Origin of the sequence: Pedobacter namyangjuensis (genome assembly GCF_003313325.1) — a bacterium.
Taxonomy (GTDB): domain Bacteria; phylum Bacteroidota; class Bacteroidia; order Sphingobacteriales; family Sphingobacteriaceae; genus Pedobacter; species Pedobacter namyangjuensis.
The window spans coordinates 44923-71059 of record NZ_QMHQ01000006.1 but is presented as its reverse complement, the minus strand read 5'-3'; the positions used below and the strand labels follow the sequence as shown (position 1 = coordinate 71059).

The 26137-nt window shown below is 36.0% G+C and carries 32 protein-coding genes; 16 read left to right on the top strand and 16 right to left on the bottom strand.

What is annotated here, in order from left to right:
* The first annotated feature begins 11 nt into the window (after positions 1-11).
* From DUT69_RS18670 to DUT69_RS18630, 9 genes are all read left to right on the top strand, one after another.
* Complete coding sequence (locus DUT69_RS18670) at positions 12-1100, top strand: Glu/Leu/Phe/Val family dehydrogenase (protein WP_113654803.1); 1089 nt, start codon at positions 12-14, stop codon at positions 1098-1100.
* 43 nt (positions 1101-1143) lie between these two features.
* Positions 1144-2094, top strand: coding sequence for a transcription antitermination factor NusB (gene nusB / locus DUT69_RS18665; protein ID WP_113654802.1), 951 nt, complete (start codon positions 1144-1146; stop codon positions 2092-2094).
* Between the two features lie 19 nt (positions 2095-2113).
* A complete protein-coding gene (locus DUT69_RS18660) occupies positions 2114-2563 on the top strand; it encodes a DUF1573 domain-containing protein (RefSeq protein WP_113654801.1) in 450 nt (149 codons plus the stop codon).
* 102 nt (positions 2564-2665) lie between these two features.
* Positions 2666-2992, top strand: a complete 327-nt coding sequence (gene yajC / locus DUT69_RS18655; RefSeq protein WP_113654800.1) for a preprotein translocase subunit YajC — start codon at positions 2666-2668, stop codon at positions 2990-2992.
* A 115-nt stretch (positions 2993-3107) separates the two neighbouring features.
* Entirely contained in the window at positions 3108-4010 is a 903-nt protein-coding gene (locus DUT69_RS18650) for a CdaR family protein (protein WP_240186764.1), read from the top strand.
* Positions 4010-4600: a dephospho-CoA kinase gene (gene coaE / locus DUT69_RS18645; RefSeq protein ID WP_113654798.1), complete on the top strand. Its 591-nt coding sequence runs from the start codon at positions 4010-4012 to the stop codon at positions 4598-4600. Before DUT69_RS18650 ends, coaE begins: the two co-directional genes overlap by 1 nt.
* A 14-nt stretch (positions 4601-4614) precedes the next feature.
* Positions 4615-5571 carry an MBL fold metallo-hydrolase gene (locus tag DUT69_RS18640; protein ID WP_113654797.1) on the top strand — a complete coding sequence of 319 codons (957 nt, stop codon included), beginning with the start codon at positions 4615-4617 and terminating at the stop codon, positions 5569-5571.
* The gene (locus DUT69_RS18635) at positions 5571-5765 is read left to right on the top strand and encodes a DUF5522 domain-containing protein (RefSeq protein ID WP_113654796.1); all 195 of its coding nucleotides are present in this window, start codon (positions 5571-5573) and stop codon (positions 5763-5765) included. The genes DUT69_RS18640 and DUT69_RS18635 overlap by 1 nt, the downstream gene beginning before the upstream one ends.
* Positions 5740-6192 carry a MarR family winged helix-turn-helix transcriptional regulator gene (locus DUT69_RS18630; protein ID WP_113654795.1) on the top strand — a complete coding sequence of 151 codons (453 nt, stop codon included), beginning with the start codon at positions 5740-5742 and terminating at the stop codon, positions 6190-6192. Before DUT69_RS18635 ends, DUT69_RS18630 begins: the two co-directional genes overlap by 26 nt.
* Before the next feature lie 25 nt (positions 6193-6217).
* Here DUT69_RS18630 and DUT69_RS18625 read toward each other — a convergent pair whose 3' ends face one another.
* The 3 genes from DUT69_RS18625 to DUT69_RS18615 are packed head-to-tail and all read right to left on the bottom strand — an operon-like array spanning position 6218 to position 8234.
* Entirely contained in the window at positions 6218-6943 is a 726-nt protein-coding gene (locus tag DUT69_RS18625) for a ZIP family metal transporter (RefSeq protein ID WP_113654794.1), read from the bottom strand.
* The gene (locus DUT69_RS18620; protein WP_113654793.1) at positions 6943-7506 is read right to left on the bottom strand and encodes a phosphatase PAP2 family protein; all 564 of its coding nucleotides are present in this window, start codon (positions 7504-7506) and stop codon (positions 6943-6945) included. The genes DUT69_RS18625 and DUT69_RS18620 overlap by 1 nt, the downstream gene beginning before the upstream one ends.
* Positions 7503-8234 carry a class I SAM-dependent methyltransferase gene (locus tag DUT69_RS18615; RefSeq protein ID WP_113654792.1) on the bottom strand — a complete coding sequence of 244 codons (732 nt, stop codon included), beginning with the start codon at positions 8232-8234 and terminating at the stop codon, positions 7503-7505. Before DUT69_RS18615 ends, DUT69_RS18620 begins: the two co-directional genes overlap by 4 nt.
* Before the next feature lie 160 nt (positions 8235-8394).
* On the opposite strand from DUT69_RS18615, the gene glmM reads away from it, so the two are divergent.
* The 6 genes from glmM (at position 8395) to DUT69_RS18585 (ending at position 15459) form a co-directional block, all read left to right on the top strand.
* Positions 8395-9783: a phosphoglucosamine mutase gene (gene glmM / locus DUT69_RS18610; RefSeq protein ID WP_113654791.1), complete on the top strand. Its 1389-nt coding sequence runs from the start codon at positions 8395-8397 to the stop codon at positions 9781-9783.
* 46 nt (positions 9784-9829) lie between these two features.
* A complete protein-coding gene (locus tag DUT69_RS18605) occupies positions 9830-10978 on the top strand; it encodes a cysteine desulfurase family protein (protein ID WP_113654790.1) in 1149 nt (382 codons plus the stop codon).
* A gap of 567 nt (positions 10979-11545) precedes the next feature.
* The gene (locus DUT69_RS18600; protein ID WP_113654789.1) at positions 11546-11752 is read left to right on the top strand and encodes a hypothetical protein; all 207 of its coding nucleotides are present in this window, start codon (positions 11546-11548) and stop codon (positions 11750-11752) included.
* Positions 11753-11809: 57 nt separating this feature from the next.
* Positions 11810-12706 (top strand): MBL fold metallo-hydrolase, encoded by an 897-nt coding sequence (locus DUT69_RS18595; protein WP_113654788.1) that lies wholly within the window; start codon positions 11810-11812, stop codon positions 12704-12706.
* A 408-nt stretch (positions 12707-13114) separates the two neighbouring features.
* Positions 13115-14452, top strand: a complete 1338-nt coding sequence (locus DUT69_RS18590) for a cytochrome ubiquinol oxidase subunit I (protein WP_113654787.1) — start codon at positions 13115-13117, stop codon at positions 14450-14452.
* A gap of 2 nt (positions 14453-14454) precedes the next feature.
* Entirely contained in the window at positions 14455-15459 is a 1005-nt protein-coding gene (locus DUT69_RS18585) for a cytochrome d ubiquinol oxidase subunit II (protein WP_113654786.1), read from the top strand.
* A gap of 3 nt (positions 15460-15462) precedes the next feature.
* On the opposite strand, the gene DUT69_RS18580 is transcribed toward DUT69_RS18585, so the two are convergent.
* The 13 genes from DUT69_RS18580 to accD all read right to left on the bottom strand — a co-directional run bounded on the left by DUT69_RS18580 (position 15463) and on the right by accD (position 24745).
* A complete protein-coding gene (locus tag DUT69_RS18580; protein WP_113654785.1) occupies positions 15463-16311 on the bottom strand; it encodes a hypothetical protein in 849 nt (282 codons plus the stop codon).
* Positions 16312-16318: 7 nt separating this feature from the next.
* Positions 16319-16963, bottom strand: a complete 645-nt coding sequence (locus DUT69_RS18575) for a DNA alkylation repair protein (RefSeq protein ID WP_113654784.1) — start codon at positions 16961-16963, stop codon at positions 16319-16321.
* An 82-nt stretch (positions 16964-17045) separates the two neighbouring features.
* The gene (locus DUT69_RS18570) at positions 17046-17324 is read right to left on the bottom strand and encodes a hypothetical protein (protein ID WP_113654783.1); all 279 of its coding nucleotides are present in this window, start codon (positions 17322-17324) and stop codon (positions 17046-17048) included.
* Positions 17325-17435: 111 nt separating this feature from the next.
* Positions 17436-17810 carry a hypothetical protein gene (locus tag DUT69_RS18565; protein ID WP_113654782.1) on the bottom strand — a complete coding sequence of 125 codons (375 nt, stop codon included), beginning with the start codon at positions 17808-17810 and terminating at the stop codon, positions 17436-17438.
* 402 nt (positions 17811-18212) lie between these two features.
* On the bottom strand, positions 18213-18716 hold the full coding sequence (locus DUT69_RS18560; protein ID WP_113654781.1) for a hypothetical protein: 504 nt from the start codon (positions 18714-18716) through the stop codon (positions 18213-18215).
* Positions 18717-18913: 197 nt separating this feature from the next.
* Entirely contained in the window at positions 18914-19384 is a 471-nt protein-coding gene (locus tag DUT69_RS18555) for a DMP19 family protein (RefSeq protein WP_113654780.1), read from the bottom strand.
* Positions 19385-19544: 160 nt separating this feature from the next.
* Positions 19545-20249, bottom strand: coding sequence for a hypothetical protein (locus DUT69_RS18550; RefSeq protein ID WP_113654779.1), 705 nt, complete (start codon positions 20247-20249; stop codon positions 19545-19547).
* A 303-nt stretch (positions 20250-20552) separates the two neighbouring features.
* A complete protein-coding gene (locus DUT69_RS18545; protein ID WP_113654778.1) occupies positions 20553-20933 on the bottom strand; it encodes a nuclear transport factor 2 family protein in 381 nt (126 codons plus the stop codon).
* Positions 20934-21115: 182 nt separating this feature from the next.
* Positions 21116-21538 carry an SMI1/KNR4 family protein gene (locus DUT69_RS18540; RefSeq protein WP_113654777.1) on the bottom strand — a complete coding sequence of 141 codons (423 nt, stop codon included), beginning with the start codon at positions 21536-21538 and terminating at the stop codon, positions 21116-21118.
* Between the two features lies 1 nt (position 21539).
* Entirely contained in the window at positions 21540-21836 is a 297-nt protein-coding gene (locus DUT69_RS18535) for a DUF2695 domain-containing protein (protein ID WP_113654776.1), read from the bottom strand.
* Positions 21837-22020: 184 nt separating this feature from the next.
* Positions 22021-22899, bottom strand: a complete 879-nt coding sequence (locus DUT69_RS18530; protein ID WP_113654775.1) for a DUF7003 family protein — start codon at positions 22897-22899, stop codon at positions 22021-22023.
* Between the two features lie 154 nt (positions 22900-23053).
* The gene (locus DUT69_RS18525) at positions 23054-23506 is read right to left on the bottom strand and encodes a YciI family protein (protein ID WP_113654774.1); all 453 of its coding nucleotides are present in this window, start codon (positions 23504-23506) and stop codon (positions 23054-23056) included.
* A gap of 393 nt (positions 23507-23899) precedes the next feature.
* Complete coding sequence (accD, locus tag DUT69_RS18520) at positions 23900-24745, bottom strand: acetyl-CoA carboxylase, carboxyltransferase subunit beta (RefSeq protein WP_113654773.1); 846 nt, start codon at positions 24743-24745, stop codon at positions 23900-23902.
* 154 nt (positions 24746-24899) lie between these two features.
* Between accD and fbaA the strand changes: the two genes are divergently transcribed.
* Entirely contained in the window at positions 24900-25979 is a 1080-nt protein-coding gene (gene fbaA / locus DUT69_RS18515; RefSeq protein WP_113654772.1) for a class II fructose-bisphosphate aldolase, read from the top strand.
* The last annotated feature ends 158 nt before the right edge of the window (positions 25980-26137 follow it).

Genomic DNA, 26137 nt, shown 5'->3' with positions numbered 1-26137 from the left:
AACAATTTTGTATGTCTGGTAATAGTTCTATGGTTACTTCCGTTTTAGATCAATTGAGTGCTTCTGGGCACAAAAAAGTTGTTTTTTGCAACGATCCCGATACAGGTTTAAAAGCCATTATTGCTATTCACGATACTACATTAGGCCCATCTTTAGGTGGTACAAGAATGTACAACTATAACTCTGAGGCCGAAGCACTAGAAGATGTTTTGCGTTTATCAAAAGGAATGACTTACAAAGCTGCCATTACTGGTTTAAACCTGGGTGGTGGTAAAGCTGTTATTATTGGCGATTCTCGTAAAATGAAAACCGAAGCTTTAATGCGTAGTTACGGTCGTTTTATTAAAAACCTTAACGGCGAGTTTATTACAGCAGAGGACATGGGTACAACTACTAAAGATATGGAGTACATCCGCATGGAAACTAGCCATGTTACAGGTGTGCCCGAATCTATCGGTGGTGCCGGTAATCCTGCTCCAGTAACTGCAAGAGGCGTTTTTTTAGGTATTAAAGCTTGTGTAAAAGAGGTTTTTGGCACCGATATGTTGGCCGGAAGATCGGTCGTTGTACAAGGTATTGGTAACGTAGGCGAGCATTTGGTTGAATTGTTAAGGCAAGAAAACGTAGAAGTTTACGTAAGCGATATCAACCAAGATCGTTTGCAGGAAGTAGCTAGAAAATATAAAGCCAAGCCAATTGATGCAGATAGAATTTTTTCTATAGATGCTGATATTTATGCGCCTTGTGCTTTGGGAGCAACCGTAAACGATAAAACGATAAAAAACATGAAGTTTGCAATAATTGCAGGTTCTGCTAATAACCAACTGGCAGATGAGCAGGCTCATGGTCAACTATTATTAGATAAAGGCATTTTGTATGCGCCAGACTACTTAATTAATGCTGGCGGTTTAATAAATTGTTACTCTGAATTAACTGGTTTTGGTAAAAAACGTACCATGCAACTTACCGAGAACATATACGATGCTACTCGTGAAGTAATAAAACTATCTAAAGCAGAAAACATCCCTACAAACCTGGCAGCTAGCCGTATTGTAGAAAAAAGAATTAGCGATATCAAAAAAATAAAATCATCATATTAATTACAATTTTTAAACGGTTTAATCACCACTCGTTCTTACATTCATGTTAAACAGAAGGCACCTAAGAATTAAAGCTTTGCAGAATATTTATGCATGGCACATGACAGAAAAAAAAGACACTGTAAGTAGTCAGAAGCTTTTAATGGAAAGCATAGACAGTGTTTACGAAATGTATATCCGCATGTTGGCCTTACTGGTAGACGTGACCGAATACACAGCTATTGACGCTATTGAAAGAGCAAATAAACATTTGCCCACTGCCGAAGATTTGAATCCAAATCAGAAGTTATTACACAATAAATTTATTGAAGTATTAAAGAAAAATCCTGAATACAGCGCTTTGGTAAATAAATACCAAGTTAACTGGCATGCCGATCCTGATTTGGTTAAATCTATTTTTATCAAACTTAAGGAAACTAAAGAGTATGTTGCTTATTTGGCCGAAGAAGGAGAAACTTTAGAAAGTTCTAAAGAAATCATCAAATTTATTTTCCGTAAGGTATTATTGAAGAATCAAAATATCATTCAGGCATTTGAAGATAAATTTATTAACTGGCCAGTAGATAGCGAGGTTATGAAAGGTATGATTGCAAAAACCTTAAAGAACTTTACTAATGAAGATCCATTTAAAAACAAATTAACGCCTATAAGTGCCGATTGGCCAGAAGACAGTGCGTTTGTGAAAGACTTATTTGTTCATACTTTAAAAAACGATAGCAAATACCAGGAATTAATTGGCGAGCGTACCAAAAACTGGGAGTCGGAAAGGATTGCATTAATGGATACTATTTTGATGAAAATGGCTATCTGCGAGATGATGAACTTTACTTCAATACCAGTTAAGGTAACTATTAACGAATATTTAGAATTATCAAAAGATTACAGTACACCGAAAAGTAACTCGTTTATAAACGGTATATTGGACAAAATTTTAAACGATTTAAAGCGAACGAATAGTATTAAAAAGATAGGTCGCGGACTTATTGAAGAATAATTACGTTTAAGTAAATAGTATGAAAAAATTATTAATGATGGCGCTTGTTGCAACTGCTTTTGCAGCATGTCAGCAAACTTCTTCGCAAACTGTAGAAGAAAAAGCAAATGAAGTTAATGTAGCTGGAGCACCGGCTGTTTTAGCAGAGGATGCTCCTCAAATGAAATTTGAAAAGGCAATTTTTGATTTCGGCGTTATAACAATGGGGGAGAAGGTACATTACGATTTCAAGTTTAAGAATACAGGAAAAACGCCGTTAATAATTACAAATGCAGAAGCTACTTGCGGATGTACGGTGCCAGACTATCCTAAAACACCGATTAAACCGGGAGATGAAGGGATTATTAAAGTAATTTTTGATAGCGAAGGTAAAATGGGCATTCAAGACAAACAAATTACTTTAACTACTAATGCAAATCCGATAGCAGAAAAACTGCACTTGGTAGGCGAAATTAAAGAACGTAAATAGGGTAAAGATCTCCTACGGGATTTTACATTAAAAGATTAATAAAAAACAATTTAACCGCTCAAATCCATCAAGGGCTAGGGCAAAATCTTATAATAATATACAATGATATCAACAGTAATTTTACAAGCAGCGGGTAGCCAACTTTATAGCACTATAGTACCAATGATTTTAATTATGGTGGTTTTCTATTTTTTTATGATTAGACCACAAGTTAAAAAAGCAAAAGATCATAAAAAGTTAGTTTCTGAATTAGGTATTGGTAACAAAGTGGTAACTACAGCAGGTATTCATGGTAAAATTGTAGGTGCAAACGAAACTACTTTTTTAATTGAAACAGAAGGTGGCGGTAAAATCCGTTTTGATAAATCGGCTATTTCTTTAGAAGCAACAAAGGCGGCTACAGCTCCTGCTCCAGCACCTAAAGCTTAATTTTAAAATTATATAAAGGCCGCTCTTTCGTAATTTCGGGAGAGCGGCTTTTTTTTGCTATTTTTACAATATGCCATTTATCAAATTAACTAAGGTAGAACGCAAACGCTTTCTAATGCTACTAGCTTGCTTGTTGTTTGCAATTGGCGCTTGGCTGTTTAATGCTTTAAATAATAAATATAAGTATACCGCCAGAACTGAACTGATTTACAAAGACGAACCACAAAATAAGGCATTTAAGCCATTGCAGCCTGATTTGGTAGATTTAACTGTAGAAGGCACGGGTTGGCAATTGCTGTTTTCGCGTTTGCGGATAAAACCACAATCTATTACAGTGAGCTTGGCCCAGTTAAGCAGACGGAGTTATGTGTTGTTCTCTGAGCAATTAGATCAGGTAAATAAACAGCTAGAAACATCGCAAAAAATCATCTCAATTTATCCAGATACGCTTTATTTCGATTTTTCTAAACGAACCAATAAACGTGTGCCTATTAAATTAGTCCAAAATTTTACTTTCGCAAAACAGTACGGTGTTTCTAATCCTATTTTGCTAAAACCTGCTTACGTAAATATATCTGGTCCACAAGAAGAGCTTACTAAAATAAGCGAATGGTATACAGATACTTTAAAATTGGATGATTTACAAAATACATCGAAAACAAGAGTTGCAATAAGGCAGAATAATTCCAATAACATCACTATTTACCCTACTAATATTGGCGTAACCGTTCCGGTTGATGAATTTACGGAGAAGACGGTTGAAGTTCCGCTTAAAATCATCAATAATGTAAATTTCTACGATATTAAACTCTATCCTAAAAAGGTAGCCGTAACTTTTATGGTAGCTTTGTCAAGTTATCAAGAAGTTGACGAGGATTTTATTGAGGCAGTGGTGGATGCAAACGACTGGCGGATTTTAGGACACGATAAACTGACCGTGAGAATTAAACGTTTTCCTAATTATTGCAAGTTGCTTAAAATCGTTCCGAGTAATGTTGATTTTATTATAGAAAAGTAATGCTTAAAATAGGAATAACCGGCGGTATAGGAAGTGGTAAAACCACAGTTTGCAAGGTTTTCGAAACTCTAGGTATTCCCGTTTTTTATGCTGATACCGTAGCTAAAGAAATTATGGTTACCGACCAAGTGCTGGTTAAAGGTGTTAAAGCTGCATTCGGCGAAGATAGCTATATCGAAGATGGTACATTGAATAATAAGCACATTGCAAATATCGTTTTTAACGATAAAACAGCATTGGCTCAATTAAATGCGCTCGTACATCCAGCAGTTTTTAGGGCGTTTGATGTTTGGGAGAAGTCTGTTTCGCCTAATGTTCCTTATACCTTAAAGGAAGCAGCTCTACTGTTTGAAAGTGGATCTTACAAAATGTGCGATAAAAATATCTTAGTAACTGCGCCGTTGCAAGTTAAAATTAATAGGGTTACTAGTAGAGATAAAGTAACCGCAGAGCAAGTTAAAGCTAGAATGGATAAACAGTTTACCGACGAGCAGAAAGCTGATATGGCGGATTTTTTTATCCAAAACACAGAAAATAATTCTATCATTTTACAGGTCTTAGAAATGCATCAAAAATTTCTGGCACTGTAAACTCAAATAACTAAATGTCTAATACAAAAAATATATTAAACGATTTTATCGTTCAAACATCAATTGGTTTATTTTGCAGCTATGGTAATTTTTACCTAGATCCAAAAGAGCCGGTAATTAATGCAGTAATTTCTCATGCGCATGGCGATCATGCAGTTGGTGGTAATCAAAATGTTTATTGCACAAAAGCTACTTCCTTATTTATGCTGCATCGTTATAAGAAGTTCGCGGCAGTTAATTTTTTAATTAAAGGTTACCACGAAGTATTCGACTTAAACGGCGTTAAAATTAGTTTCTATCCGGCAGGCCACATGCTTGGTTCTGCATTGGTACTGTTGGAGTTTGGAGGTGTAAAATATCTCTACACAGGCGATTATAAATTGGAAGACGACGATACTTGCGAGGCTATAGAATTTGTTGAAGCAGATGTGCTAATTACAGAAACAACTTTCGCAAATCCAGAAACCGAACATCCTGATGCGGTAGGAGAGATACAAAAATTGAATGATGTAGAAGCTAATATTATGTTGGGCTCTTATGCATTGGGCAAAAGTCAGCGTATTATTTCTCTGCTTAATAAATATTGCCCGCAAAAGCGGATTTTGGTGCACCATAGCGTTATGCCCTTTGTTAAAATTTACGAAGAAATGGGTATAAACCTTGGTAAGTATGAAATGTACGACAGGAAAGTGATGAAGAACAATCATACTAATATGATTTACATTGTGCCGCCAATGGTTTACAGAAGTTACATAAGAGCAATAAACGTTGTTCGGGTTTTTGCCACAGGGTGGAAACATTTGCAAAGCAACAACGAAGTGCAATTATATATATCAGACCATGTTGATTGGAAGGCAATTTTAAAAACGATTGAGAATGTAAAACCGAAAGAGGTTTGGACTACACATGGTAGCGGTAAACAATTACAGGCTCATTTTGAGCCGAATTTGGTAGTTAAATTGCTTAACTAATGGTTGAGGGGATTGATTATTATTTCAACGAAGAGGGCTTAATGGTTTTTACGGCCGAATACCACCTTAATAGGGGTAAATGCTGTAAAAATGTTTGCAAACATTGTCCGTGGAATTTTGGGAAATCTGATAATCAAAAATCCTCAGTTTTAAGCAAATCTAACCCAAATGGTAAAACTACAAAAGGAAGTTAAAACAACTAAATTCGAAAATGTATTTCAGCAATCGCTGGTAAACTTAATTTTCACCTATCACTGGAGCAACCAAAAAGTTAAGGACATACTTTCTCCTTTCGACATAACTACACAACAATATAACGTTCTACGTATTCTAAGAGGCCAATACCCAAGTCCTTCTACCGTTAATTTAATTAAAGGGCGTATCCTTGATAAAATGAGTGATACCTCGAGGATTGTCGACAGGCTTATCCAAAAAGAATTAGTAGAGAAAAAAGTTAACGGTTACGACAAACGTGCGGTAGATATCATCATTTCTGATAGGGGCTTGGCTCTGCTCAAAAAGATGGATAAGGAAGTAGATTTCTTAACTTTTATTGCGCCAAATCTAACTTCGGAAGAAGCGGAACAATTGAACGTTTTGCTTGATAAAATGAGAGGATAGAGATAGAAAATAAAGCTGGGTGCTTTTAATGATTGTGCCCAGCACTATAAAATCCTATCAACGCAACTCCAATTCCCAATAAAACTGCAAGCATCTTTTTCTTGTTTATCTTATGGTCTGCGCTAGATTCGAATAAAATAGTAGTGGATATATGCAAGAAAATACCAATAACGATTCCCATCACCTTGTTGTAATATGGTTCCATACCGCTTATGCTTCCGTTACTTAAGCTTAGGCTAAAATAATATCCGGCAGGTGCCATTAAGGCAAAAATTACAATGTAGCCAATAATAGGTGCTTTTTTAATATGGTTTTGGATTAAAATGCTAGCTAAAGCGAACGCCGCGGGAATGTGGTGTAAAGATATGCCGAAAATTAACTCGTTATGCTGGTCTTTTGCCAGAGGCATTCCCTCTAAAAAGGCGTGTAAGCATAAGCTTATCATAATTCCCCATGGAAAAGAATGACTATGATTGTGTTTATGGATATGGCCATGTTCTACTCCTTCAGAAAATTGCTCTAAGAAAACTTGCAAAAGAAAACCGATTAAAATAAAAATCCCTATCTCTGCTTTGTCTGTTCCGCTGTAAGCATCTGGTATAAGATGCAAAACCGTAATGGCAAAAAGGTAGGCGCCGCTAAAAGAAAGTATTAGTTTTAGCAGCTGAGATTTATCATTTTTAACTAAAAAAATAGAAACACCTCCTAAAAAAGCGCAAAAGAATAAGACTAGAAATTTCCAGATTTCCATTATACGGTAGGTTGTATTTTTCTAAAGATAAAATAAGTAAAAAAGCCAAGTAGGGTGCCTAAAACGGCGCCAAATATGGTGTCTACGGGGTAGTGAACGCCAACATAAACCTGGGCAAAGCTAATTATAAATGCCCATGCTAGGCCCAGAGGCAATATCCAACGCCATTTTCTATAAAAGATGCAAATCAATAACACGGCAATTCCAAAATGGTTAGTTGCATGGGAGGAAGGAAAACTTTTTCCTCTTCCGCAAGGTACGCGACGAATAATTTGATCGCTTAGCGCAGGTTCGTTGCAAGGCCTTAATCGCCCAACATTAGGTTTAATTAATTTAGATGAAATACCATCGCCTAAAGCAAAGGTTAGTAAAATCATAGCGATGATGTATACGCCGGTTTTTCTGTACTGCTTAATGCAAAAGATAACAATGAAAAGGTAAAGTGGCGACCAAAAGAAACGGTTGCGCACCAGAGGCAGTATCCAATCGAAAAAGTCGTTGCTTAAACCGCGATGTATTTTTAAAAACAGCTCGGTATCCCACTGTAGCAATTCGGTTATCATGCCTTTTTACACACCAAAATTAGTCGATCAGATTTTATTTCGTCAAAGGGGTCTAAACCGTAACTTCCAAAAGTTTCGGTTATTACCAAACCACTTTTCTGTAACATTCTTTCAAAATCGGCTAAGAAAAAAGCTTGCACACGTTCTTCGAAAGCGTAAGACTTTAACCTATGCTCAAAATTGATGTGTTTTATAATTTTCCCTTCAGCCACAAATTTGTGCAGATGAAACTCTATACCGTCAATTGTTTTGGTTTCTTGGCTGGTTAGGTTTTTAATAATCTTTTGCGTGTTAAAATAATCGATTACTAAAGTTCCATCTTCTTTTATAGATTTTCTAAAGGCTTTTAAGGCATTTACATGATCTTTTTCCGAATCGAAATAACCAAAGCTGGTAAAAAGATTTAAAGCGATATCGAAATAATTGATGAACGATAGTTTGCGCATATCGTGCACAAAAAAGTGCAGGTTTTTTTGTTCAAACTGTTGCGCAAATTTTATGTTCTGCTCAGATAGGTCAATGCCAGTTACGTCATAGCCTTTCTTGTTTAAATAAACAGAATGCCTACCTCTGCCACAGGCTATATCCAATATCTTACTATCTTTCTTAGGAGTTAAATAGGCAGAAAGGTTGTCGATTAAAAACTCAGCCTCCGCATCGTTACGCTGACTGTAAAGGATGTGATAATAAGGAGAGTTAAACCAAAATTGAAACCATTTTCTTTGCATTATCCGCTTTTTATAAAGCAAATATAGCATTTTGTATTTCAACCCATATCATTTTATTTACAATAGATGCAACAAGTGTGCATTTAAAAATTACGTTTACATGTGCTTAAATACAATCCTTTCTTTAAAATTTTCTTATTTTTGAAAAAATAAAAATAACTTGACTTTAATAAAATCTATTTCTGGAATAAGAGGTACCATTGGCGGAAAATCTGGCGATGGTTTAACCCCAATTGATATTGTAAAATTTACTGCTGCTTACGGCTCATGGGTAATTAATCGAACCCAAAATAAAAAAATAGTTCTCGGTCGCGACGCCCGCATCTCTGGCGAAATGGTTAATAACCTGGTTATTGGCACGTTGCAGGGTTTAGGCATAGAGGTAATAGACTTAGGTTTGTCTACCACGCCAACTGTAGAAATTGCTGTACCAATGGAAAACGCTGGTGGTGGCATTATTTTAACCGCAAGCCATAACCCAAAACAATGGAACGCTTTAAAACTGCTTAACGAAAAAGGCGAGTTCATTAGTGATACAGATGGTAAAGAAGTTTTAGAACTTGCAGAAGAAGCGTCATTTGAATTTGCAGATGTAAACGAACTAGGAAAAGTTGTTACAAACGATACTTATCTTCAAAAGCATATCGACGTAATTTTAGCACTGCCTTTGGTAGACGTTGAGGCAATTAGAAAAGCAAATTTTAAAATTGCTATCGACTGTGTAAACTCAACAGGTGGTATTTTTGTGCCGGCTTTGCTTAAGGCTTTGGGCGTAGAAACTGTTTACGAATTGTACTGCGAACCAAACGGACATTTTCCGCACAACCCAGAACCGCTTCCAGAAAACCTAACAGAAATTGCTAAAGTTGTACAAGACAAAAGAGCAGACTTAGGTATTGTGGTAGATCCAGACGTTGATAGACTTTGTTTTGTTAACGAAGACGGGACCATGTTTGGCGAAGAATATACTTTAGTAGCAGTTGCAGATTATATTTTAAAAAACAATCCGGGTAACGCAGTTTCAAACCTTTCATCTACAAGAGCATTGAGAGATGTAACCGTTAAGGCTGGCGGAGAATACAACGCAGCCGCAGTAGGAGAGGTAAACGTAGTTAACCAAATGAAAGCCACAAATGCTGTTATTGGTGGCGAAGGCAACGGCGGTATTATTTATCCAGAATTGCACTACGGTAGAGATGCCTTGGTTGGTATAGCTTTATTTTTAACACATTTAGCAAAAGAAGGCACAACAATTTCTCGCTTACGTAGCACTTATCCGTCTTACCATATCTCTAAAAACAAAATAACGCTAACACCAGAAATGGATATAGATGCTTTGCTTTTAAAGGTTGAAGAAAAATATAAAAACGAAAAAATTAGTACGATTGACGGGTTAAAAATAGATTTTGCGAACGAATGGGTTCACCTGCGTAAATCTAACACTGAGCCAATTATTCGTATTTATAGCGAAGCTGAAAATGAAACAGTTGCTGAGAATTTGGCGAAAAAAATAATTTCAGACATTAAAGAAATACTACAACTCAACTAATTTAATCATCCCAAACGTTAGCCTTACATTAGTGTAAATTTATATTATGAAAAGAGTTTATTTAGACAACGCCGCAACAACGCCTTTAGATGCCGAAGTTATTGCCGAAATGACCAACGTAATGCAGAATTTCTACGGAAATCCGTCTGCCATACACGCTTTGGGCAGAGAAGTGAGAACGCTGGTAGAAAAGGCTAGAAAAACGGTTTCGGGATTGTTAAACGCATCGCCTTCAGAAATATTTTTTACATCTGGCGGTACAGAGGCTGATAATACAGCTATCCGTTGCGGTATTGCCGCGTATGGGATTAAACATGCCATTACTTCTAAAATCGAGCATCATGCGGTAGAACACACTTTAGCGATGTTGCTTAAAGATGGCGTTATTAATAAACTGAGTTTTGTAAATATCGACGAAAAAGGCAACATAGATTACAATCATCTAGAAGAGCTTTTGCAAAACAACGAGCGTAGCTTTGTATCGCTAATGCATGCCAATAACGAGCTTGGTACTTTAACCGATATGGAAAAGGTTGGAGACATTTGCGAAAAATACGATGCTATCTATCATGCAGATACAGTACAAACTATGGGGCACTATAGGCACGATGTGCGTAAACTAAAGGCGCATTTTATTGTTTGCGCTGCGCATAAATTACATGGCCCAAAAGGTGTTGGTTTCCTGTATGTTAACAGCAATATAAAAATTCCGCCAATGATTTATGGTGGTGCACAAGAACGAAATATGCGTGGTGGTACCGAGAATGTTTATGGCATTGTAGGTTTGGCTAAAGCGCTAGAGGTTGCTTATGGCGAAATGGAGCAACATCAAACTTATATACAAGGTTTAAAAGATTACTTAAAAGCGCAACTAATTGCCGAAATCCCTGGTATTGCATTTAACGGCGAAACGGAAACAGATAAAAGTCTTTACACGGTGTTAAATGTTTCTTTCCCAGAAATGGACATGGCGGATATGTTATTGTTCAATTTAGATATTAACGGCATTTGCGCATCTGGCGGTAGTGCTTGTTCTTCGGGCTCAAACATTGGCTCTCACGTACTAAACGCTATAAAAGCAGATCCAAATCGCCCATCTGTGCGTTTTTCTTTTAGTAAATATACTACCAAAGAAGATTTAGACTACGTTTTAGAAAAAGTTAAAATGGTAGTTAAACAAAATGCTTTAGCATAGAATCATCATTGCGAGAAACAGCTTGCCCCGAACTTTTCGCGGGAGCAATCTTGTTCATAAAATATCAAGCCTCGGCATTTTTGCTGAGGCTTTTTAATTCGTTCTCCTCGTTGATAATAAAATCTTCCTTTGTAATTTAAATTCTGGCGAACAATCTGGCTTCACTAAAAAATTAAAAATATAATTTTTGGAAAAGCAGGGCCAGTAAATGTTGGATACTTCAGTCCAGCTTTTCGTTTCAATCTTTTTTGTCTGATTATTATGCTAACTCGTCAAAGCATCTGAACAAAAAAGGATTTTCCCTTCAATCTGGTTTATTTTACAGCGTCTGTAGTTGTTGGCAATTGCTAGGGGCAAACCTAAATAGCTGCAAAAGCCAGTGTAGTCCAAACCTGACAAACGTGGAAATCTTTTTGCGAGAATTGTGCTTTGGGTCACGGGGCAAAAAATTGAAACATTGGCAGGGCGGAAAGTTAATAGTTGCGGAAGTTTTGCTTTTCAAAAACATTCAAAAAAACAAAATCGCTAAAACCTTGTTTTTTAACTGATCACCAAAAACATTATATCATGGAAAATCACGATGAAAAAAAGAAAGACGTTAAGGTAGATTTAATTGACGTTGACACTGAAAAAGACACGCCTCGAAACGAAGAAAATATAGAGAAAAATACATCCTCTAACCCAACAAGTAAGTTCGAGAAAAAACATGGCCGTACTAATAATGCATTTGGAACAGGCCACGAACCTGGAACTACACCGGGTACGGGAGTTTAACAAAAAAACACTAAATTTAAACCACGGGACATCTCGTGGTTTTTTTATTTTGATATCATGCAGAGAAGAAAATTTATTCAAAATTCGGCAATGGCCATGGCGCTACTGTCTTTCTACAAATCTGAAGCTTTTGCACGCAATTTTGTTAAAGCCTACCAATTTAAAGCGCTTAGAAACGATGTTGGCGTTTTTATGGAGCAGGGTGGAACCATTGCTTGGTTAAATGGATCTAGCGGATTTGTAGCAGTCGATTCTCAATTTCCTGCTTCGGCTGCGCATGTAATAGAAGAACTTAAGAAATTGGGCGATAAGCCTTTTAAATATTTGCTAAATACGCACCACCACGGCGACCACACTGCTGGTAATATTGCCTTTAAAGGGTTGGTTCAAAATGTGGTGGCGCATCAAAATTCGTTGGTTAACCAAAAATTGGCAGCCGAAAAAGCTAATAGTTTAGATAAACAGTTGTTGCCAGATACTACTTTTGGCAAAGGCTGGAAGGCTCCCGTAGGCAAGGAGAAAATAAGCGCATATTATTACGGCTCAGGCCATACTAACGGCGATGCAATATATCATTTTGAGAATGCCAATATTGTGCATGTAGGCGATTTGGTTTTTAACCGTCGTTTTCCGTACATCGACAAAGAAAATGGTGCTCATATTGGTAATTGGATTACTGCGTTAGACAAAATCTACAATCAGTTTGATAAGGACACCATTGTGATAACCGGCCATAGTTTAGATCCAGAAAAGGTAGTAGGCGATAGAGAGAATGTGAAAGCTTTTAAAAACTATTTAGAAAGTTTAATGGCTTTTGTAAAAGCAGAGATGAAAGCAGGTAAAACAAAAGAAGATATTTTAAAGGCAACCACAATCCCCGGTGCACCAGAATGGCAGGGCGATGGAATTGCAAGAAGCTTAACGGCAGCCTATACGGAGTTAACTGTTGGTTAGTATTGAGTCTTGAGTAAAAAGTAATAAGTAAAAAGTTTTACGTTCTACGTATGTGCTCTTTACTCTTACAGTAAGTTTAGTAATAGGTTTTAAGTAATATGTAATAAGTTTTAAGTAAAAAGTAAAAAGTAATAAGTTTTAAGTAATACGTCAGTACTCGTTATTCTGTACTCCTTGATCCTTTTTCTTTATTCCTTGTTCTTTGCTCCTTGTTCTTTGTTCCTTGTTCTTTATTCCTTGCTCCTTGTTCTTTGCTCCTTATTCCTTGCTCTTTGCTCCCGAGCTAATCTCCAAATCTTTAAATAATTTATAAACGTTCCATATTAAAAATTTCTCCGCTATTTCGCTGATGGCTAATTAAATCCATTTTCTATCGGGTATATTTGCTGTAATTCAACTCCCGTTGTTATGGATGATTTTTTAGCTGCTCGTTCGCAAATGGCCCTTTCATTAGGGTTCCATATTATTTATGCCTGTATCGGAATGGTGATGCCTTTTTTTATGGCGGTATCTCATTTTAAATGGCTAAAAACCAATAACGAAGTTTATAAAAATTTAACCAAAGCATGGAGCAAAGGCGTTGCAATTTTCTTTGCAACCGGGGCCGTTTCAGGCACCATGTTATCGTTCGAATTGGGTTTGCTATGGCCTAATTTTATGGAACACGCCGGGCCAATATTCGGGATGCCCTTTTCTTTAGAAGGAACAGCATTTTTTATTGAAGCAATTGCTTTAGGTTTTTTCCTTTACGGTTGGGATAAACTAAACAAATGGTTTCATTGGTTTACAGGTGTTGTGGTAGGCGTAAGCGGGTTGGCTTCTGGGATTTTGGTAGTGGCTGCTAATGCTTGGATGAATAGTCCGGCGGGATTTGATTACGTTGATGGAAAATATATAAACATCGACCCGATAGCTGCTATGTTTAACAAAGCCTGGTTTACGCAAGCCTTGCATATGTGTTTGGCGGCGTTTACCGCTACCGGATTTGCAGTTGCAGGTGTACATGCGTTAATGATTTTAAGGAAGCAAAACCAGGATTTCCATTATAAAGCTTTTAAAATCGCTGCGGTTTTTGCAACTATCGGAGCGCTTTTGCAACCCATAAGCGGAGACATCTCTGCAAAAGATGTTGCCCAACGACAACCTGCAAAGCTGGCTGCTATGGAAGCATTGTACAAAACCGAAAAACCTGCGCCACTATTAATAGGCGGGATAGTTAACGAAAAGAAGAAAGAAGTAAACTATGCAATAGAAATTCCTGGTGCTTTGAGTTTTCTGGCACATGGAGATTTTAACGCAGAAGTTAAAGGCTTAGACAAAATTCCAGAAAATGAACATCCGCCAGTTGCAATAACACATTATGCTTTTCAGCTTATGGTGGGTATCGGAAGCTTTTTAGTTTTGCTGTCGCTAATGTATTTTTTTGTTTTATGGCGCAATAAATCTGTGCTTAACAAACGATGGTTGTTAAAGATTTTTGTGTTTGCCATACCGTTAGGTTACATTGCCTTAGAAGCAGGTTGGGTAGTAACGGAGGTTGGTAGGCAACCCTGGATAATTTATGGCATTATGCGAACCAAAGATGCAGTAACGCCAATGCCAGGTATAGCTTGGTCGTTTTATCTTTTTACAGCGATATATGCCTCGCTAAGCGTAATTGTTATCGCTTTGTTATACCGACAGATTAAAATGGTGCCTACGCTTTACAGCGGTTCAATTAAATCTCCAACCACTAAAGCAAACTGACAATGGATATCGTAATCATTACATTTTTATGCGCAGCTATTTTGCTTTATTTCCTATTAGGTGGAGCCGATTTTGGGGCTGGGATTATAGAATTATTTACTTCGTCAAAGAATAGGAGTAAAACAAGAAAAACAATGTATCATGCTATCGGCCCGGTTTGGGAGGCCAACCACATGTGGCTAATTATTGCTATTGTAATTTTGTTTGTAGCCTTTCCTAAAATCTACACCACCATGTCGGTTTACCTGCATATTCCATTAGCTATAATGCTTATCGGCATTATTGCCAGAGGAACCGCCTTTGTTTTTAGACATTATGATGCCGTTAAAGACCAAATGCAGGAAGTTTATAATAAGATTTTTATCTATTCAAGTTTTATTACGCCATTATTTTTAGGCATTATAGCCGGGAGTTTAATTTCTGGTAAAATAGATAACCGAGCAGATAATTTTGCCGATGCCTATGTTTTTGGTTGGTTAAATTGGTTTTCTGTTGCGGTAGGTCTTTTTACAGTTGCACTTTGCGGATTTTTAGCAGCTATTTATCTAATCGGCGAAAGTAAGGAAGCGGAAGATAAGAAACGTTTTATTAAAAAAGCGGAATTTATGAATGTTGCTGCGGTACTTTTTGGCGCCATGGTTTTCGGATCTGCCTACTTAGAAGAAGTGCCTTTGGTAGACTGGGTTCTAAAAAATCCTGTCGGGCTCGCATCGATAGTTCTAGCTAGTTTATCGTTAATATTGTTGTGGTATTTATTGATAAAAGGTAAAACTAAAATTTTACGTTTGTTGGCAGGTTTTCAGGTTACTATGATTTTGGTAGCGATTAGCTTTGCGCATTTTCCAAATTTTATCAGGTTAAAAAATGGTGATGCCATTTCATTGTATGAAACTATTGCACCTATTAAAACGGTAAATACTTTAGGTTGGGCATTGTTGCTTGGCAGTGTACTTATTTTGCCTTTCTTGGGATACTTGTTTTACAAATTTCAACAGAAAGAGGAGTAGGGTTTAATGTTCTATATAAGAGATTTTTATCACATCATCAAAACTGCTTACCTGCGAATATTTTGTATTTGCTTCATAATTCTCTTTTGTTTCAATAATGATATGATAGTTGTCTTTCCAATACGCGGTAACACCTTCGAAAATTCCGTTTAAACCATATATAACACCTGAAGCAGTTGGGAAAGTAATCAATACATACGTCGAAGCATTTTCTACATCACTCCATCTGGTTACAGTTATTTTACGTTTTCCATCTGGCGAAATATTTTCATCTTCTTCTAATAGTTTTGGTTTTGGACCGTTTGATATTACTGCCTTAAGCTCAATAATTTCACCTTTCTCTGTTGCGGTAATAACTTCGGTTCGGTTATTTTTATTTCTCTTAAAACCAATCGATTCTCTGTAGGCTGATATCAGTGAAAACAGTTGCTCAGCAGATTTTTTATCTTCAGAAACCTCTTGTTGATAATGAATCATCAGGGAAATATCATTCAGTTCTTGTTGATTGCTAATTTCTTTCTTTGAAATAGTTTCGATTGCACGAGCCCTTAAATCTTCAAAAATATCAATGTCGTAGCCAGTTTCGGTTTTAATATAATGCGCAAACTTTAAATCGATTCGATGTTGCAATCCTTTAATTAGCTTGGCAAGTATTTGCTCTAGTTTATCAAGTCGACGTTGAGCAAAATATTTTTCAGTTTTGGTTCTTTCCTGTTCGAAATGGAATTTTACAGGGTCGAAATCGTCAAAAACTATAGATCCACTTTGTTGACTGATTAAATAATCTATAGTGGCGATTATAATTGTCCGTTGCTTTTCTAATGGTGTTTGTTTCTGATATGGGCCCATCATTTGTTTCTTAGATGCCTCTTTTTTTACTTTCTATAGCAATAAAATCTGGCAAGTAGTTCGGAGTGCAACCTTTTGAAACCATTTCGCCTTTAAATAGTCCGGTTCTTTCACCAAGTGCTACACAACTACTTCTATATTTTTTCTCAAAAACTCCTATCCAGGCTGCAGTAAAATTCATCGCCCATTGTACTTCTTCAGGTTCTGTTTCAATTTTATTTTCAATTTCAGAAATCAGTTCTGCACTGTTAGGTGGTGGCGATTGCCCAACCCAACGTAAACGAGCCTGATGATACCAATAAACTCTTCTTTTTAATGATGATGGATTGTTTTTCCAGCTTTCTATTAACCCTATGTTGTTTTTATCTTTTGTAAGTTGATTAGCCATTAGCCAATCTATCAACTGAAGTTTTTCAGCTTGCTCGTGTTGGTCAATGTCATTTATTAAATCGCTTATTACATCTTCAGTAAGCAGTTTTTTGTCCATAACTAAAATGCCTAACAGCCTAGCATAAAAGTTTTTAGTTAACCAAAGTTCTTGGGCTAACTTGTGGTTCTTTTTTATCGCTTTGGCAATGTTTCGCAAGTCGCCAAGTTTGGTAGGTTGTTTGGCAAGTTGGGTCAGTATTTTCTCTGCTTCTTCGGAAAGTTTCATCTCAATAAAGTTAGTGGTTTTAAGAATTGATTTTCGCAAATCGCAGTCTTATTTCAATATCCATCATCGTTCTTTTTACAGTTCAAAACCAAAGTGTATTCATTTCTCTTAAAAATTGTTTGTCTGTAATTGGAAATTTAGAACTTAAAACAGCGTCTATTCCACATTTCGGACAGATTGCAGTTTCACCATTGGCAAAGTTTTCTTCAATCCATTCCTCAATTTCTATCGGTTCAAATGTCTGTTCGCAATAAAAACAACCACATATATTGCCGGTGAGAATCTCGGCTTTATGTAAAGAACAACTTTTATGTGCGTGTTCCAAAAATTGGCTGCTATATTTAGTTTCTAATGGTTTCATACACTCGCAGGTAACATTTGGGGGCTTTGTGAAGTTGGGGCAATAGCAACACAAAAGTTGAAACAAAGACAGCCTTTAGGCATTCAGATTTTTACTTTTAAATACTCTTATTTAAGGTAAAATCCAGAACCTCCATCCGTGCCAATACTGTCTATAATGATAATCAAAGTTTTTATATTCCGCGGTTTCGTTCAGGTTTTTAGCGATTAAAGAATTTAAATATCCATTTATTTCTTCGAAGGTTTTTATGTTATTATTCGCTAAGTCGTAAATGAAATATTTTCCATTATAATGTTCATTCACATCACTTGTCAACCCGTATACGTAATCGTCTGCGATTAAAAACTTGTCAATTACTAACATACTTCCTCTTCCTTCTTTTTGGATATATGCTAAACTTCCATTTGTTTCTAGTATCTCACGCCAATGTCCGACAGGAATTCTAGCACTGTCGCCAAGCCCATGGTCGCCATAAAAAGTAAACATAAATATAAAAAGCCCTATTGAAATTAAAAAACCGCTTGACAACCAAAGCTGTAATTTGTTTCTCGAGACTCTGTAGCACCAGCTACCATGCGTGTAACTTCCGATTATTTTGAGAGTCAGTAGCACCAAGGAGGCATAAATGCAACTAAGTATAAAAATTTTTATTAGTTCAAATACGAAACCTATTGCTACTTCCATTTTCTTATTTTGATATGTTCCCTGTTTAGGTTTTCCTCAGCTGATCGTTAAAGGTTTAAGCCTTCGCGAAGTTTGAGACTCGATATATGGCTTGAATTTGAGTTAGCCTAATACTTGTATAAAAAAAACTATAACACTAAACTAAATAAATAACTTCAAATTATCGAGTTCTTACTTCGCCCGAGGCTTAACTTAAACCTGTTATTATACGTAGTTATCGATTTTGTTTTCATTTTGTATTTTCTTTTGTAGTTTTTCAGCAAGAAATATGAGAGCAATTGGTATAAGGTTAATGAAGAAATAAAAATCTTCCGTATCTTTCAGATTGTATTTAAAATACATTGATGATAAATTCAAGTAAAGAAATTGAATTAAATCATCTGCCTTTCCGTAACCAAGTGAAACACCGAATCCAGAAATATACCAAAAAGCTACACCTGAAATATTAAATTGGAATAATTGTGTCAATTGGCACCACTTAGTTATTTGAAGTCCCTTTTCTTTTTTAAGTCTTACTAAGTTCCCGCAATAGATTGAAAATGAATATAATCCGATTATTATTAGGTAAACAATAACACCCAGTCCACTTACAGTATTTAGCTTTACTAACTGTGCAGTAATACTATATAGTCCGTAAAGTCCTCCAATAATTTGGTAGTAAGCGATAAAGTCAAATAGAGTTTTATTTTTGTGAAGCGTTTGGGTCATTTAGCTGTGTCTTTAATTACGTATTACGTTTCGGGGCTTTGCGATGGTGGGGCAATCGAAGCACAAATCTTCAATTTTGCACAAAAGTTAAATCGAAGAACAAAAGTTGAACTTTTCAGTTTTACCCCACTATTGCAAAACTCTTGTTAGCGGCAGCCAAGTTGTCAATCCGTTTGCAAATGATTATAGTTTTTAAATTAAAAGTCGGATTTGTGTTGTCTAACAAAACTGAGATTTAGAGTATTTAAGTCGTCTTCATAGTCAAAGACTTTTTCGTCAAGTTCTTCCCAAATTTCGGTTGCCGTTTCTTCAATCTGTTCAACTATTTCAATTCTTTCGTTTCTGTCCTGCGGAACTTTTTTGTCTGGAAACTGGTTAATAGCTTTTTGTAAAATGTCTGCTGTCGTGTTAGCACCAATTGCTATCAATGATTGAATTGTCTGATGAGCAAAGTCTCCACTTGAATTTATGAAATATTGATTAAATCCACCATTGTTAATCTCTCTTTCTAAGCATTGGTTATAGTAAAATTGTTTCTGCGGTTCGGTCAGTTTGTCCATATTTTCTCCGTATGAACAAAGTTCTGAAATGAAGTTGTCCAATTCAATAATACTTTCAGTAGTGTCATCTGATGAAAGTAGAGTTTCTAGGTTGTTAATTCGTGTCATATCGATTGTCTGTTTTTGGTTACCGCTAACGGTTTGCAGGTTTAAGTTGAGCCTTATTACTTGCGCAACAAAATCTATTACTAATCTCTATAAATAACTTCAAAGTATTGTGTAGGCACTTCGCCCGATGCTTAACTTGAACCTGTTGTTAGGTGTAGTATTATTGTTTTATTTCTTTTCTGCTTTTTAAAATTTGTCTTGACGCTTCTACAGAGGCTTTATAATAGGTTTTATAGTTCCTTATTTTCTCCTCAAGTTGATGATTTGGCAAGTCTCTGAAGTTCTGCTTGTAGTGAGACACTTCATTTTTAAAATTTTCTATAGCAAGCTTTTTCTTTTCGCTAAGAGACTTTGAAGGTTTTGAATAAGGAAAGAAACGGAAGTAAGTGTCTGTTGGCATAAACGGGGGATTATGTATGTTGACCATTATACAAGTCAAATTAAAGTACTGTCCATCTTTTAATCTTAGGTTCAAATAGCCGTACGGTGTCCAAGGCGCTATTCTTCTTCCAGCTCGATCAACCCTATCTCGATAATAAATTCCTAAGTGCTGTTCCAGTGAAATGATGTCAGAAAATTCGTAGATGTGTCGATGTCCATTTTTTTTTAATACAAATGATTTAGTAATATGGTCAACACTCAAGACAACCCCGTAATTTTCAAATAGATAGCTGAGGTGTAGGTAGATTGCTGGTCCAAAAAGTAATAACGGAATAGGTAAACAAACAAAAAAGACGAGTTCGAGAGTAAAGCTCTGGTGATAAGTCATTATATAAAAAAGTATAATGAACGCTATCAAGCCTACAAGTACATATCTAAGGCTTTTTACTTGATGCACAAAATCTATCTTGTAAGTATTTTCCATATTCAGGTTAATTATTTCCACGCGTTAAGTTCGAAGGGATATTACACCTAACGTTTCGGGGCTTTGCGATGGTGTGGCAAAAGAAGCACAAATCTTCAATTTTGCACAAAAGTTGAACCGGAGAACAACTGTTGAACTTTTAACAAATTTCCAATCGAAGCCGTTCAGCCCCTCTTTTGACAATACCTTGTTAGCAGCAGGCTTTTTTGTACTATGTTCTAAATTTTGAAATTGGGCTATATTCAAAAATGCCCATTTGGGTTTTGCTGTTAAAATTGCTTCTTGTTTGATTTTGTTGTAAATCTAATTAGTGTTAATTAAATATGAAGTTATATATTTTATTTTATCACCTTTTGCTCCTTGGAATAGGTAAAAGTTAGAAAATGCAATTCTTTTTCCGTCTTCCATTTTGATTACTCCGTTTACAGCTCCTTCTTTGCCGTGAGATAAAATTTGTGTCAGTGTTAGTTCAGTTATCTTTTTGTTTTTCATTTTGGTAATTTCTGTAACATAATCTTTCTTTCCTGAGATTGTTTTGTCACCAATAATATCCCAAATAATGTCATCAATAACACTTTCTGCAAGAATTTCAATATCGCCTTTAGCAAATAAAATATTAAATTCTTTCAAGAATTCCATTTTAGGTGAATTTCCACAATTCGGACTTGAAATAATCTTTATCATCTTTAAAAATTCGTTTTTTGGTTTTTCTTTCTAAGCTTGCTACTAACGTTTCGGGGCTTTGCGATGTGGCGGATTTTTAGCACAAAAGTTCAATAGAATTACTGCTGTTGAACCATGCACAAATGTTTCATAGAAGCTCTTCAGCCGCCATATTGCCAAACCGATGTTGGTGGCTGGCGTTTTTAGTCGAACCACTCTTTGCCATTTTCTAATCGCTGTAAAAAGTCCGTAAATGAAGAGCCAATTTCGATATGAGTTTCTTTCTCGATTATAAAAGGCGATAATACAATTCGTAAATTATTGTCGCCCAAATCTTCAATTGCGATATATTCTCCACCACCATTTCCACCAATTCCTAATGTCTTGGGTAAATATTTAAAAATTTGATAGTCATTATTAATTTCTATTATTTCGTCAAAGTCCCAAAGTCTTACATTTTCTGCTCCGATGAAATCTTCAAATTCTAAATAATTTAAAGCAAAAGCTTTGTAATCGTCAGGTAGTTTGAAGTTTATTATTTTTTCAACATCTTCAAAAGCTGTCTTTGGTTTGTCAGTTCGTTTGACAAATTCATATTTTGAAAGTATTTTTTCAAATGGTTCCATACTACTCAAATTGTTCTTCAACGTTTGCCAAAATTCCACAGTCGCAATATCCACCGTGTTCAGATAGCCACTCTAAAACTTCATCTACGTTTAGAATTTTTGATTGCGTCAAAAAAGCCTTTGTCAAACTATTGGTGTCGTCACAATTTTTGTCTGTTAGTTTATTGTCTAAATAATCAAATAAATTTTGAAAAGTTTGCCTGTCCATTGGAAGGTTACTTTCAAATTCTTGGTCAGACTTTTTTTTAAGGTCGTCCATTATTTGTTTTCGTCTTTCTTTTTCGCTTTTGTCTGGCATAGTTGAAAATTTAAAGGGTGTCGTTTTACGCTTGCCACCAACGTTTCGGGGCTTTGCGATGTTGGGGCAATCGAAGCACAAATCTTTAATTTTGCACAAAAGTTGAATCGGAGAACAACCGTTGAACTTTGCAGTTTCGCCCCACTATTGTAAAGCCCCTGTTAGCTGTGGTTGTTTTTAGCTTTTATAAATGTCCAGATTCCCAATTTTTCCAACTATTATTTGGTTTTTGTGTAGGTTTCCAATTTGTTATATTTTTTGTTGTCAAAATCTTTGCAATTAATTGGTAAGTTTCTTGTTGGCTTGGTGGATTTGTTTTGTCGTAAGGACTTACAAAATGAAACTCGTCAATTGTCATAAGTTTTGGAATGTCTTTCGGAATATGTTTCCGAATTTCCTCTTCAGTCGCACTGATTAGCGATGGATTTGTTTCGTGTAAATATCTGATAAAGTCTCCAAAACCAATTAGGTTTTTAGGATTGTCATAATCTCGTATATCAATTCCTAGTTTTTCATAATTTTTATGGTCGTTGTCAAATTTAACACCATTGTCTCGGATTTTAATTTCTTTAATATTTTGTCCAATTAGTTCAAATGTCTCCATTTCTTCGCCATCTTTGTTTTCAATCCTTTCGAATTCTGTTGGATCAATTAGAATTATATTGTTTGCATTTGTAATATAATTCCGTTCAGGATATTTGTCAACTGGATAGTCAACACAGTTTCCAATATAGTCTAATTCTATTTCCGCAGAAGTTCCTCGATTTTGATAACCGCTTTTTTCAAAAACCACAATCCATCTTGTTGAATCTGCGTATAAATGAATTCTGTTTCCCGCGGTCTCACAGTAACCGTGTTCAAGGTCAAGAAAAAAGTTGTATTTGATATCTTCTGGTAGTCCACTTGGATAATATTTACTTGGTTCTCCATTAAAAGCCAAGTCCAACTGTTCTAAAATTTCAGTCTCGTTAAATTTCATTGTTTTTTTGTCATTTAGGTTATTTTTCACTGTTCCAGAACAAGAGATTAAAATAAGTAATATTATTATGGGTAGTCGTTTCATACAATCACAGCTAACTCGCGGATTGGTGCAACTTATCCGTTTATACCCGAATATAAACGTTTAAAATCGTTTATTACTGAAAAAAATGTTATTAAACCCAACGGAATATTAGCTTTAAAGCCTACAGAAATATCAATCAACTACGTGAATTAGATTAAAACTTCCCTACCTTTTCGCTCGTACCAAGATATGCCGCCAAGGCGGCAGAACCATACCATTCGAACAAATCGGTATCTAAAAGATTTGCTTTAACTGCTGGGTCTGTAGCTAGGATCCGTTTAGCCTCATCAATGGTTTTAACATTAAGGATAAAAATACCTCGGTAGTTCTTGTCATTTTTGCCCAACGGACCAGCAACAACCAGTTTGTTCTCCTTTACCAGTTTACCCATATTGGCCATGTGCCCGGCAAAAGCGGTATCATTTTCTGCTTTGGTGGATGTGGTATTGCTACCCGTTTTAAGCATTACTAAAACATATTTTTTCATGCCGTAGTCATCAGCTTCGTATTTTTTGGCTAATTCGGCATCATAATCTGGATTTGGTTTTTGGGCTTTTGCGTAAATAGAAGCCGTAATGCAAAAAAATAAGAGTAGTAGTTTTTTCATTGTCGTTTAGCTCTAAGTTTGGTATTTAGATTGTAAAACAATGGTTTAAGTTACACTGAAGTATCTGTGTAATTTTTTAAACCCGTAGAAATGAAGATACATTAAATCTTATGGATCTTAATGTTTTGCATGTTAACCTAAACGTTTTGCAACTAAAGCTATTTGCACAGTAATTGCAAAATAAACCTGATTGGAGCGAGCACGAATCCCGATTTTACATCGGGAGAGTAAAGCAAAAAGCAGGACTGACCTTCCTAAGAATTTCAAGCCCTGCTTTTCAAATATGATTAGTATTATTGGTTTATCGATAGATTGGGATTCGCTTTGCTGAACATTTGTAAAATAAATAACAAAGTCTAAGCAACCAAAAACCAAATCAACTAAACAACCAATTTAGTTTTTCATCATTTTTAAGAAAGTTGCCAACTTCGCTTTCATTTGTCTTCTGTCGACAATAAAATCTAAAAATCCGTGTTCTAAAACAAACTCAGAAGTTTGGAAACCTTTAGGCAAATCTTTTTTAATGGTTTCTTTAATTACACGAGGACCAGCAAAGCCGATTAAAGCACCTGGTTCTGCAATATTTATATCGCCCAACATAGCGTAAGAAGCCGTTACACCACCTGTAGTAGGATCGGTTAATAACGATATGTATGGGATTTTAGCTTGGGCCAATAAGGCCAACTTTGCCGATGTTTTGGCCATTTGCATTAACGAAAATGCAGCTTCCATCATTCTTGCACCGCCCGATTTAGAAATCATCAAAAACGGAACTTTATGTTTTAAGCTATAATCAATAGAACGAGCAATTTTTTCGCCCACTACCGAACCCATAGAACCGCCGATGAAGGCAAAATCCATACAAGCAACCATTAAATCCTGCCCGTCAACCTTTCCGTGTGCAGCTCTAATGGCATCTTTTAAGCCTGTTTTGTTTTGGCTTTCTACAATGCGCTCGGTGTATGGTTTGTTGTCGTTAAAGTTCAGCGGATCGCCCGAGGTTAGGTTAGCGAAAAGTTCTGTAAACTCGTTATTATCAAAAAGAACTTGAAAATATTCTTTAGAACCAATTCTTAAATGGTAGTCGCAGTATTGGCAAACATATTTGTTTTCTGTTAAATCTGCGCTATGGAGTGCTTTTTTGCAATTTGGGCACTTATTCCACAAACCATCTGGTGCTTCTTTCTTTTCTTCGGTAGTTGTACTAATACCCTTTTTTTCTCTCTTAAACCAACTCATGTTACGTTTTAAAAATGCGAGTACAAAGAAACGATTTTTTTTTTAGACTTGTCAGTTTACAGTTACAATTATCGGTTCAAAAGCGAAACTCTGGTTTTGATACTGAAAACTACAATATTTTTTATAACTTCGACGGATACAAAACATAATAATAATGAGTTTAAAAGGCTATAAAGGCGTAATTTACGGAGAAGCCGTTCAGGAATTATTTGAGCAGGCTAAAAAACATCAATTTGCATTACCAGCGGTAAACGTAACAGGTACCAACACTATTAATGCAGTAATGGAAACAGCAAAGGCGGTAAACTCGCCGGTAATGATTCAACTTTCTAACGGTGGAGCACAGTTTTATGCAGGTAAAACTTTAAATAACGATAATTTAAACGCCTGCGTATTAGGTGCAGTTTCTGCAGCAAAACACGTTCATTTATTGGCAGAGCACTATGGTGTAGCTGTTGTTTTGCATACAGACCACGCTGCTAAAAAGTTGTTACCTTGGATTGATGGTCTTTTAGATCATGGCGAAAAATTCTTCGCAGAAACAGGTAAACCACTTTTTTCTTCGCACATGTTAGATCTTTCTGAAGAACCTATTGAAGAAAACATGGAAATTTCTGCTAAATACTTTGAGCGTATGAGCAAAATGGGTATGACAATTGAAATTGAATTAGGTGTTACAGGTGGCGAAGAAGATGGCGTTGATAACAGCGATGTTGATAGCTCTAAATTATATACACAACCTAGCGAAGTAGCTTATGCTTACGAAGAGTTGAGCAAAGTGAGCGACAGATTTACTGTTGCTGCTGCTTTTGGTAACGTACACGGTGTTTACAAGCCAGGTAACGTTAAATTACAACCAGTAATTTTAAAAAACTCACAAGATTTTATCAAAGAGAAATTTAATTTAACTGCAGAAAAGCCAATTAACTTCGTATTCCATGGTGGTTCTGGTTCTTCTCAGGAAGAAATTAGAGAAGCTATTTCTTACGGTGCAATTAAAATGAACATTGATACAGATATGCAATGGGCATTTTGGCAAGGTATTTTAGATTTCTACAAAACTAACGAAGCTTATTTGCAAGGTCAGATTGGTAACCCAGATGGCGAAGATAAACCTAACAAAAAATTCTACGATCCACGTGTTTGGTTGCGTAAAGGCGAAGAAGAGTTTGTTAAACGCTTAACCGCTGCTTTCGAAGATTTGAATTGCATTAACGCTAACGACAAATTGTAGTGTAAGCTAAATAAAAATAGAAGCGTCTCGGTTAATATCGAGGCGCTTTTTTATTGTCTAAGCTTTTTGGTTTTTAATTTTTATAGTTTTGAAAAGTACGTTTCAGTAATGCTTGGAGGCTTGCAGTCCCGTCGTCCGCTTTATCCCCGATGAAAAAT

Coding starts and splice junctions, on each gene's coding strand:
- nusB (WP_113654802.1), top strand. CDS start 1,144: ATGTTAAACAGAAGGCACCTAAGAATTAAAGCTTTGCAGAATATTTAT.
- DUT69_RS18570 (WP_113654783.1), bottom strand. CDS start 17,324: ATGAAACCATTAGAAACTAAATATAGCAGCCAATTTTTGGAACACGCA.
- DUT69_RS18550 (WP_113654779.1), bottom strand. CDS start 20,249: ATGGAAAATACTTACAAGATAGATTTTGTGCATCAAGTAAAAAGCCTT.
- fbaA (WP_113654772.1), top strand. CDS start 24,900: ATGAGTTTAAAAGGCTATAAAGGCGTAATTTACGGAGAAGCCGTTCAG.
- DUT69_RS18590 (WP_113654787.1), top strand. CDS start 13,115: ATGGATGATTTTTTAGCTGCTCGTTCGCAAATGGCCCTTTCATTAGGG.
- DUT69_RS18555 (WP_113654780.1), bottom strand. CDS start 19,384: ATGACACGAATTAACAACCTAGAAACTCTACTTTCATCAGATGACACT.
- DUT69_RS18545 (WP_113654778.1), bottom strand. CDS start 20,933: ATGATAAAGATTATTTCAAGTCCGAATTGTGGAAATTCACCTAAAATG.
- DUT69_RS18670 (WP_113654803.1), top strand. CDS start 12: ATGTCTGGTAATAGTTCTATGGTTACTTCCGTTTTAGATCAATTGAGT.
- accD (WP_113654773.1), bottom strand. CDS start 24,745: ATGAGTTGGTTTAAGAGAGAAAAAAAGGGTATTAGTACAACTACCGAA.
- DUT69_RS18525 (WP_113654774.1), bottom strand. CDS start 23,506: ATGAAAAAACTACTACTCTTATTTTTTTGCATTACGGCTTCTATTTAC.
- DUT69_RS18620 (WP_113654793.1), bottom strand. CDS start 7,506: ATGATAACCGAATTGCTACAGTGGGATACCGAGCTGTTTTTAAAAATA.
- DUT69_RS18560 (WP_113654781.1), bottom strand. CDS start 18,716: ATGACCCAAACGCTTCACAAAAATAAAACTCTATTTGACTTTATCGCT.
- DUT69_RS18605 (WP_113654790.1), top strand. CDS start 9,830: ATGAAAAGAGTTTATTTAGACAACGCCGCAACAACGCCTTTAGATGCC.
- DUT69_RS18635 (WP_113654796.1), top strand. CDS start 5,571: ATGGTTGAGGGGATTGATTATTATTTCAACGAAGAGGGCTTAATGGTT.
- DUT69_RS18530 (WP_113654775.1), bottom strand. CDS start 22,899: ATGAAACGACTACCCATAATAATATTACTTATTTTAATCTCTTGTTCT.
- DUT69_RS18540 (WP_113654777.1), bottom strand. CDS start 21,538: ATGGAACCATTTGAAAAAATACTTTCAAAATATGAATTTGTCAAACGA.
- DUT69_RS18625 (WP_113654794.1), bottom strand. CDS start 6,943: ATGGAAATCTGGAAATTTCTAGTCTTATTCTTTTGCGCTTTTTTAGGA.
- DUT69_RS18575 (WP_113654784.1), bottom strand. CDS start 16,963: ATGAAACTTTCCGAAGAAGCAGAGAAAATACTGACCCAACTTGCCAAA.
- DUT69_RS18650 (WP_240186764.1), top strand. CDS start 3,108: ATGCTACTAGCTTGCTTGTTGTTTGCAATTGGCGCTTGGCTGTTTAAT.
- yajC (WP_113654800.1), top strand. CDS start 2,666: ATGATATCAACAGTAATTTTACAAGCAGCGGGTAGCCAACTTTATAGC.
- DUT69_RS18535 (WP_113654776.1), bottom strand. CDS start 21,836: ATGCCAGACAAAAGCGAAAAAGAAAGACGAAAACAAATAATGGACGAC.
- DUT69_RS18565 (WP_113654782.1), bottom strand. CDS start 17,810: ATGTTTACTTTTTATGGCGACCATGGGCTTGGCGACAGTGCTAGAATT.
- DUT69_RS18595 (WP_113654788.1), top strand. CDS start 11,810: ATGCAGAGAAGAAAATTTATTCAAAATTCGGCAATGGCCATGGCGCTA.
- DUT69_RS18660 (WP_113654801.1), top strand. CDS start 2,114: ATGAAAAAATTATTAATGATGGCGCTTGTTGCAACTGCTTTTGCAGCA.
- DUT69_RS18630 (WP_113654795.1), top strand. CDS start 5,740: ATGGTAAAACTACAAAAGGAAGTTAAAACAACTAAATTCGAAAATGTA.
- coaE (WP_113654798.1), top strand. CDS start 4,010: ATGCTTAAAATAGGAATAACCGGCGGTATAGGAAGTGGTAAAACCACA.
- DUT69_RS18585 (WP_113654786.1), top strand. CDS start 14,455: ATGGATATCGTAATCATTACATTTTTATGCGCAGCTATTTTGCTTTAT.
- DUT69_RS18580 (WP_113654785.1), bottom strand. CDS start 16,311: ATGATGGGCCCATATCAGAAACAAACACCATTAGAAAAGCAACGGACA.
- DUT69_RS18640 (WP_113654797.1), top strand. CDS start 4,615: ATGTCTAATACAAAAAATATATTAAACGATTTTATCGTTCAAACATCA.
- DUT69_RS18600 (WP_113654789.1), top strand. CDS start 11,546: ATGGAAAATCACGATGAAAAAAAGAAAGACGTTAAGGTAGATTTAATT.
- DUT69_RS18615 (WP_113654792.1), bottom strand. CDS start 8,234: ATGCAAAGAAAATGGTTTCAATTTTGGTTTAACTCTCCTTATTATCAC.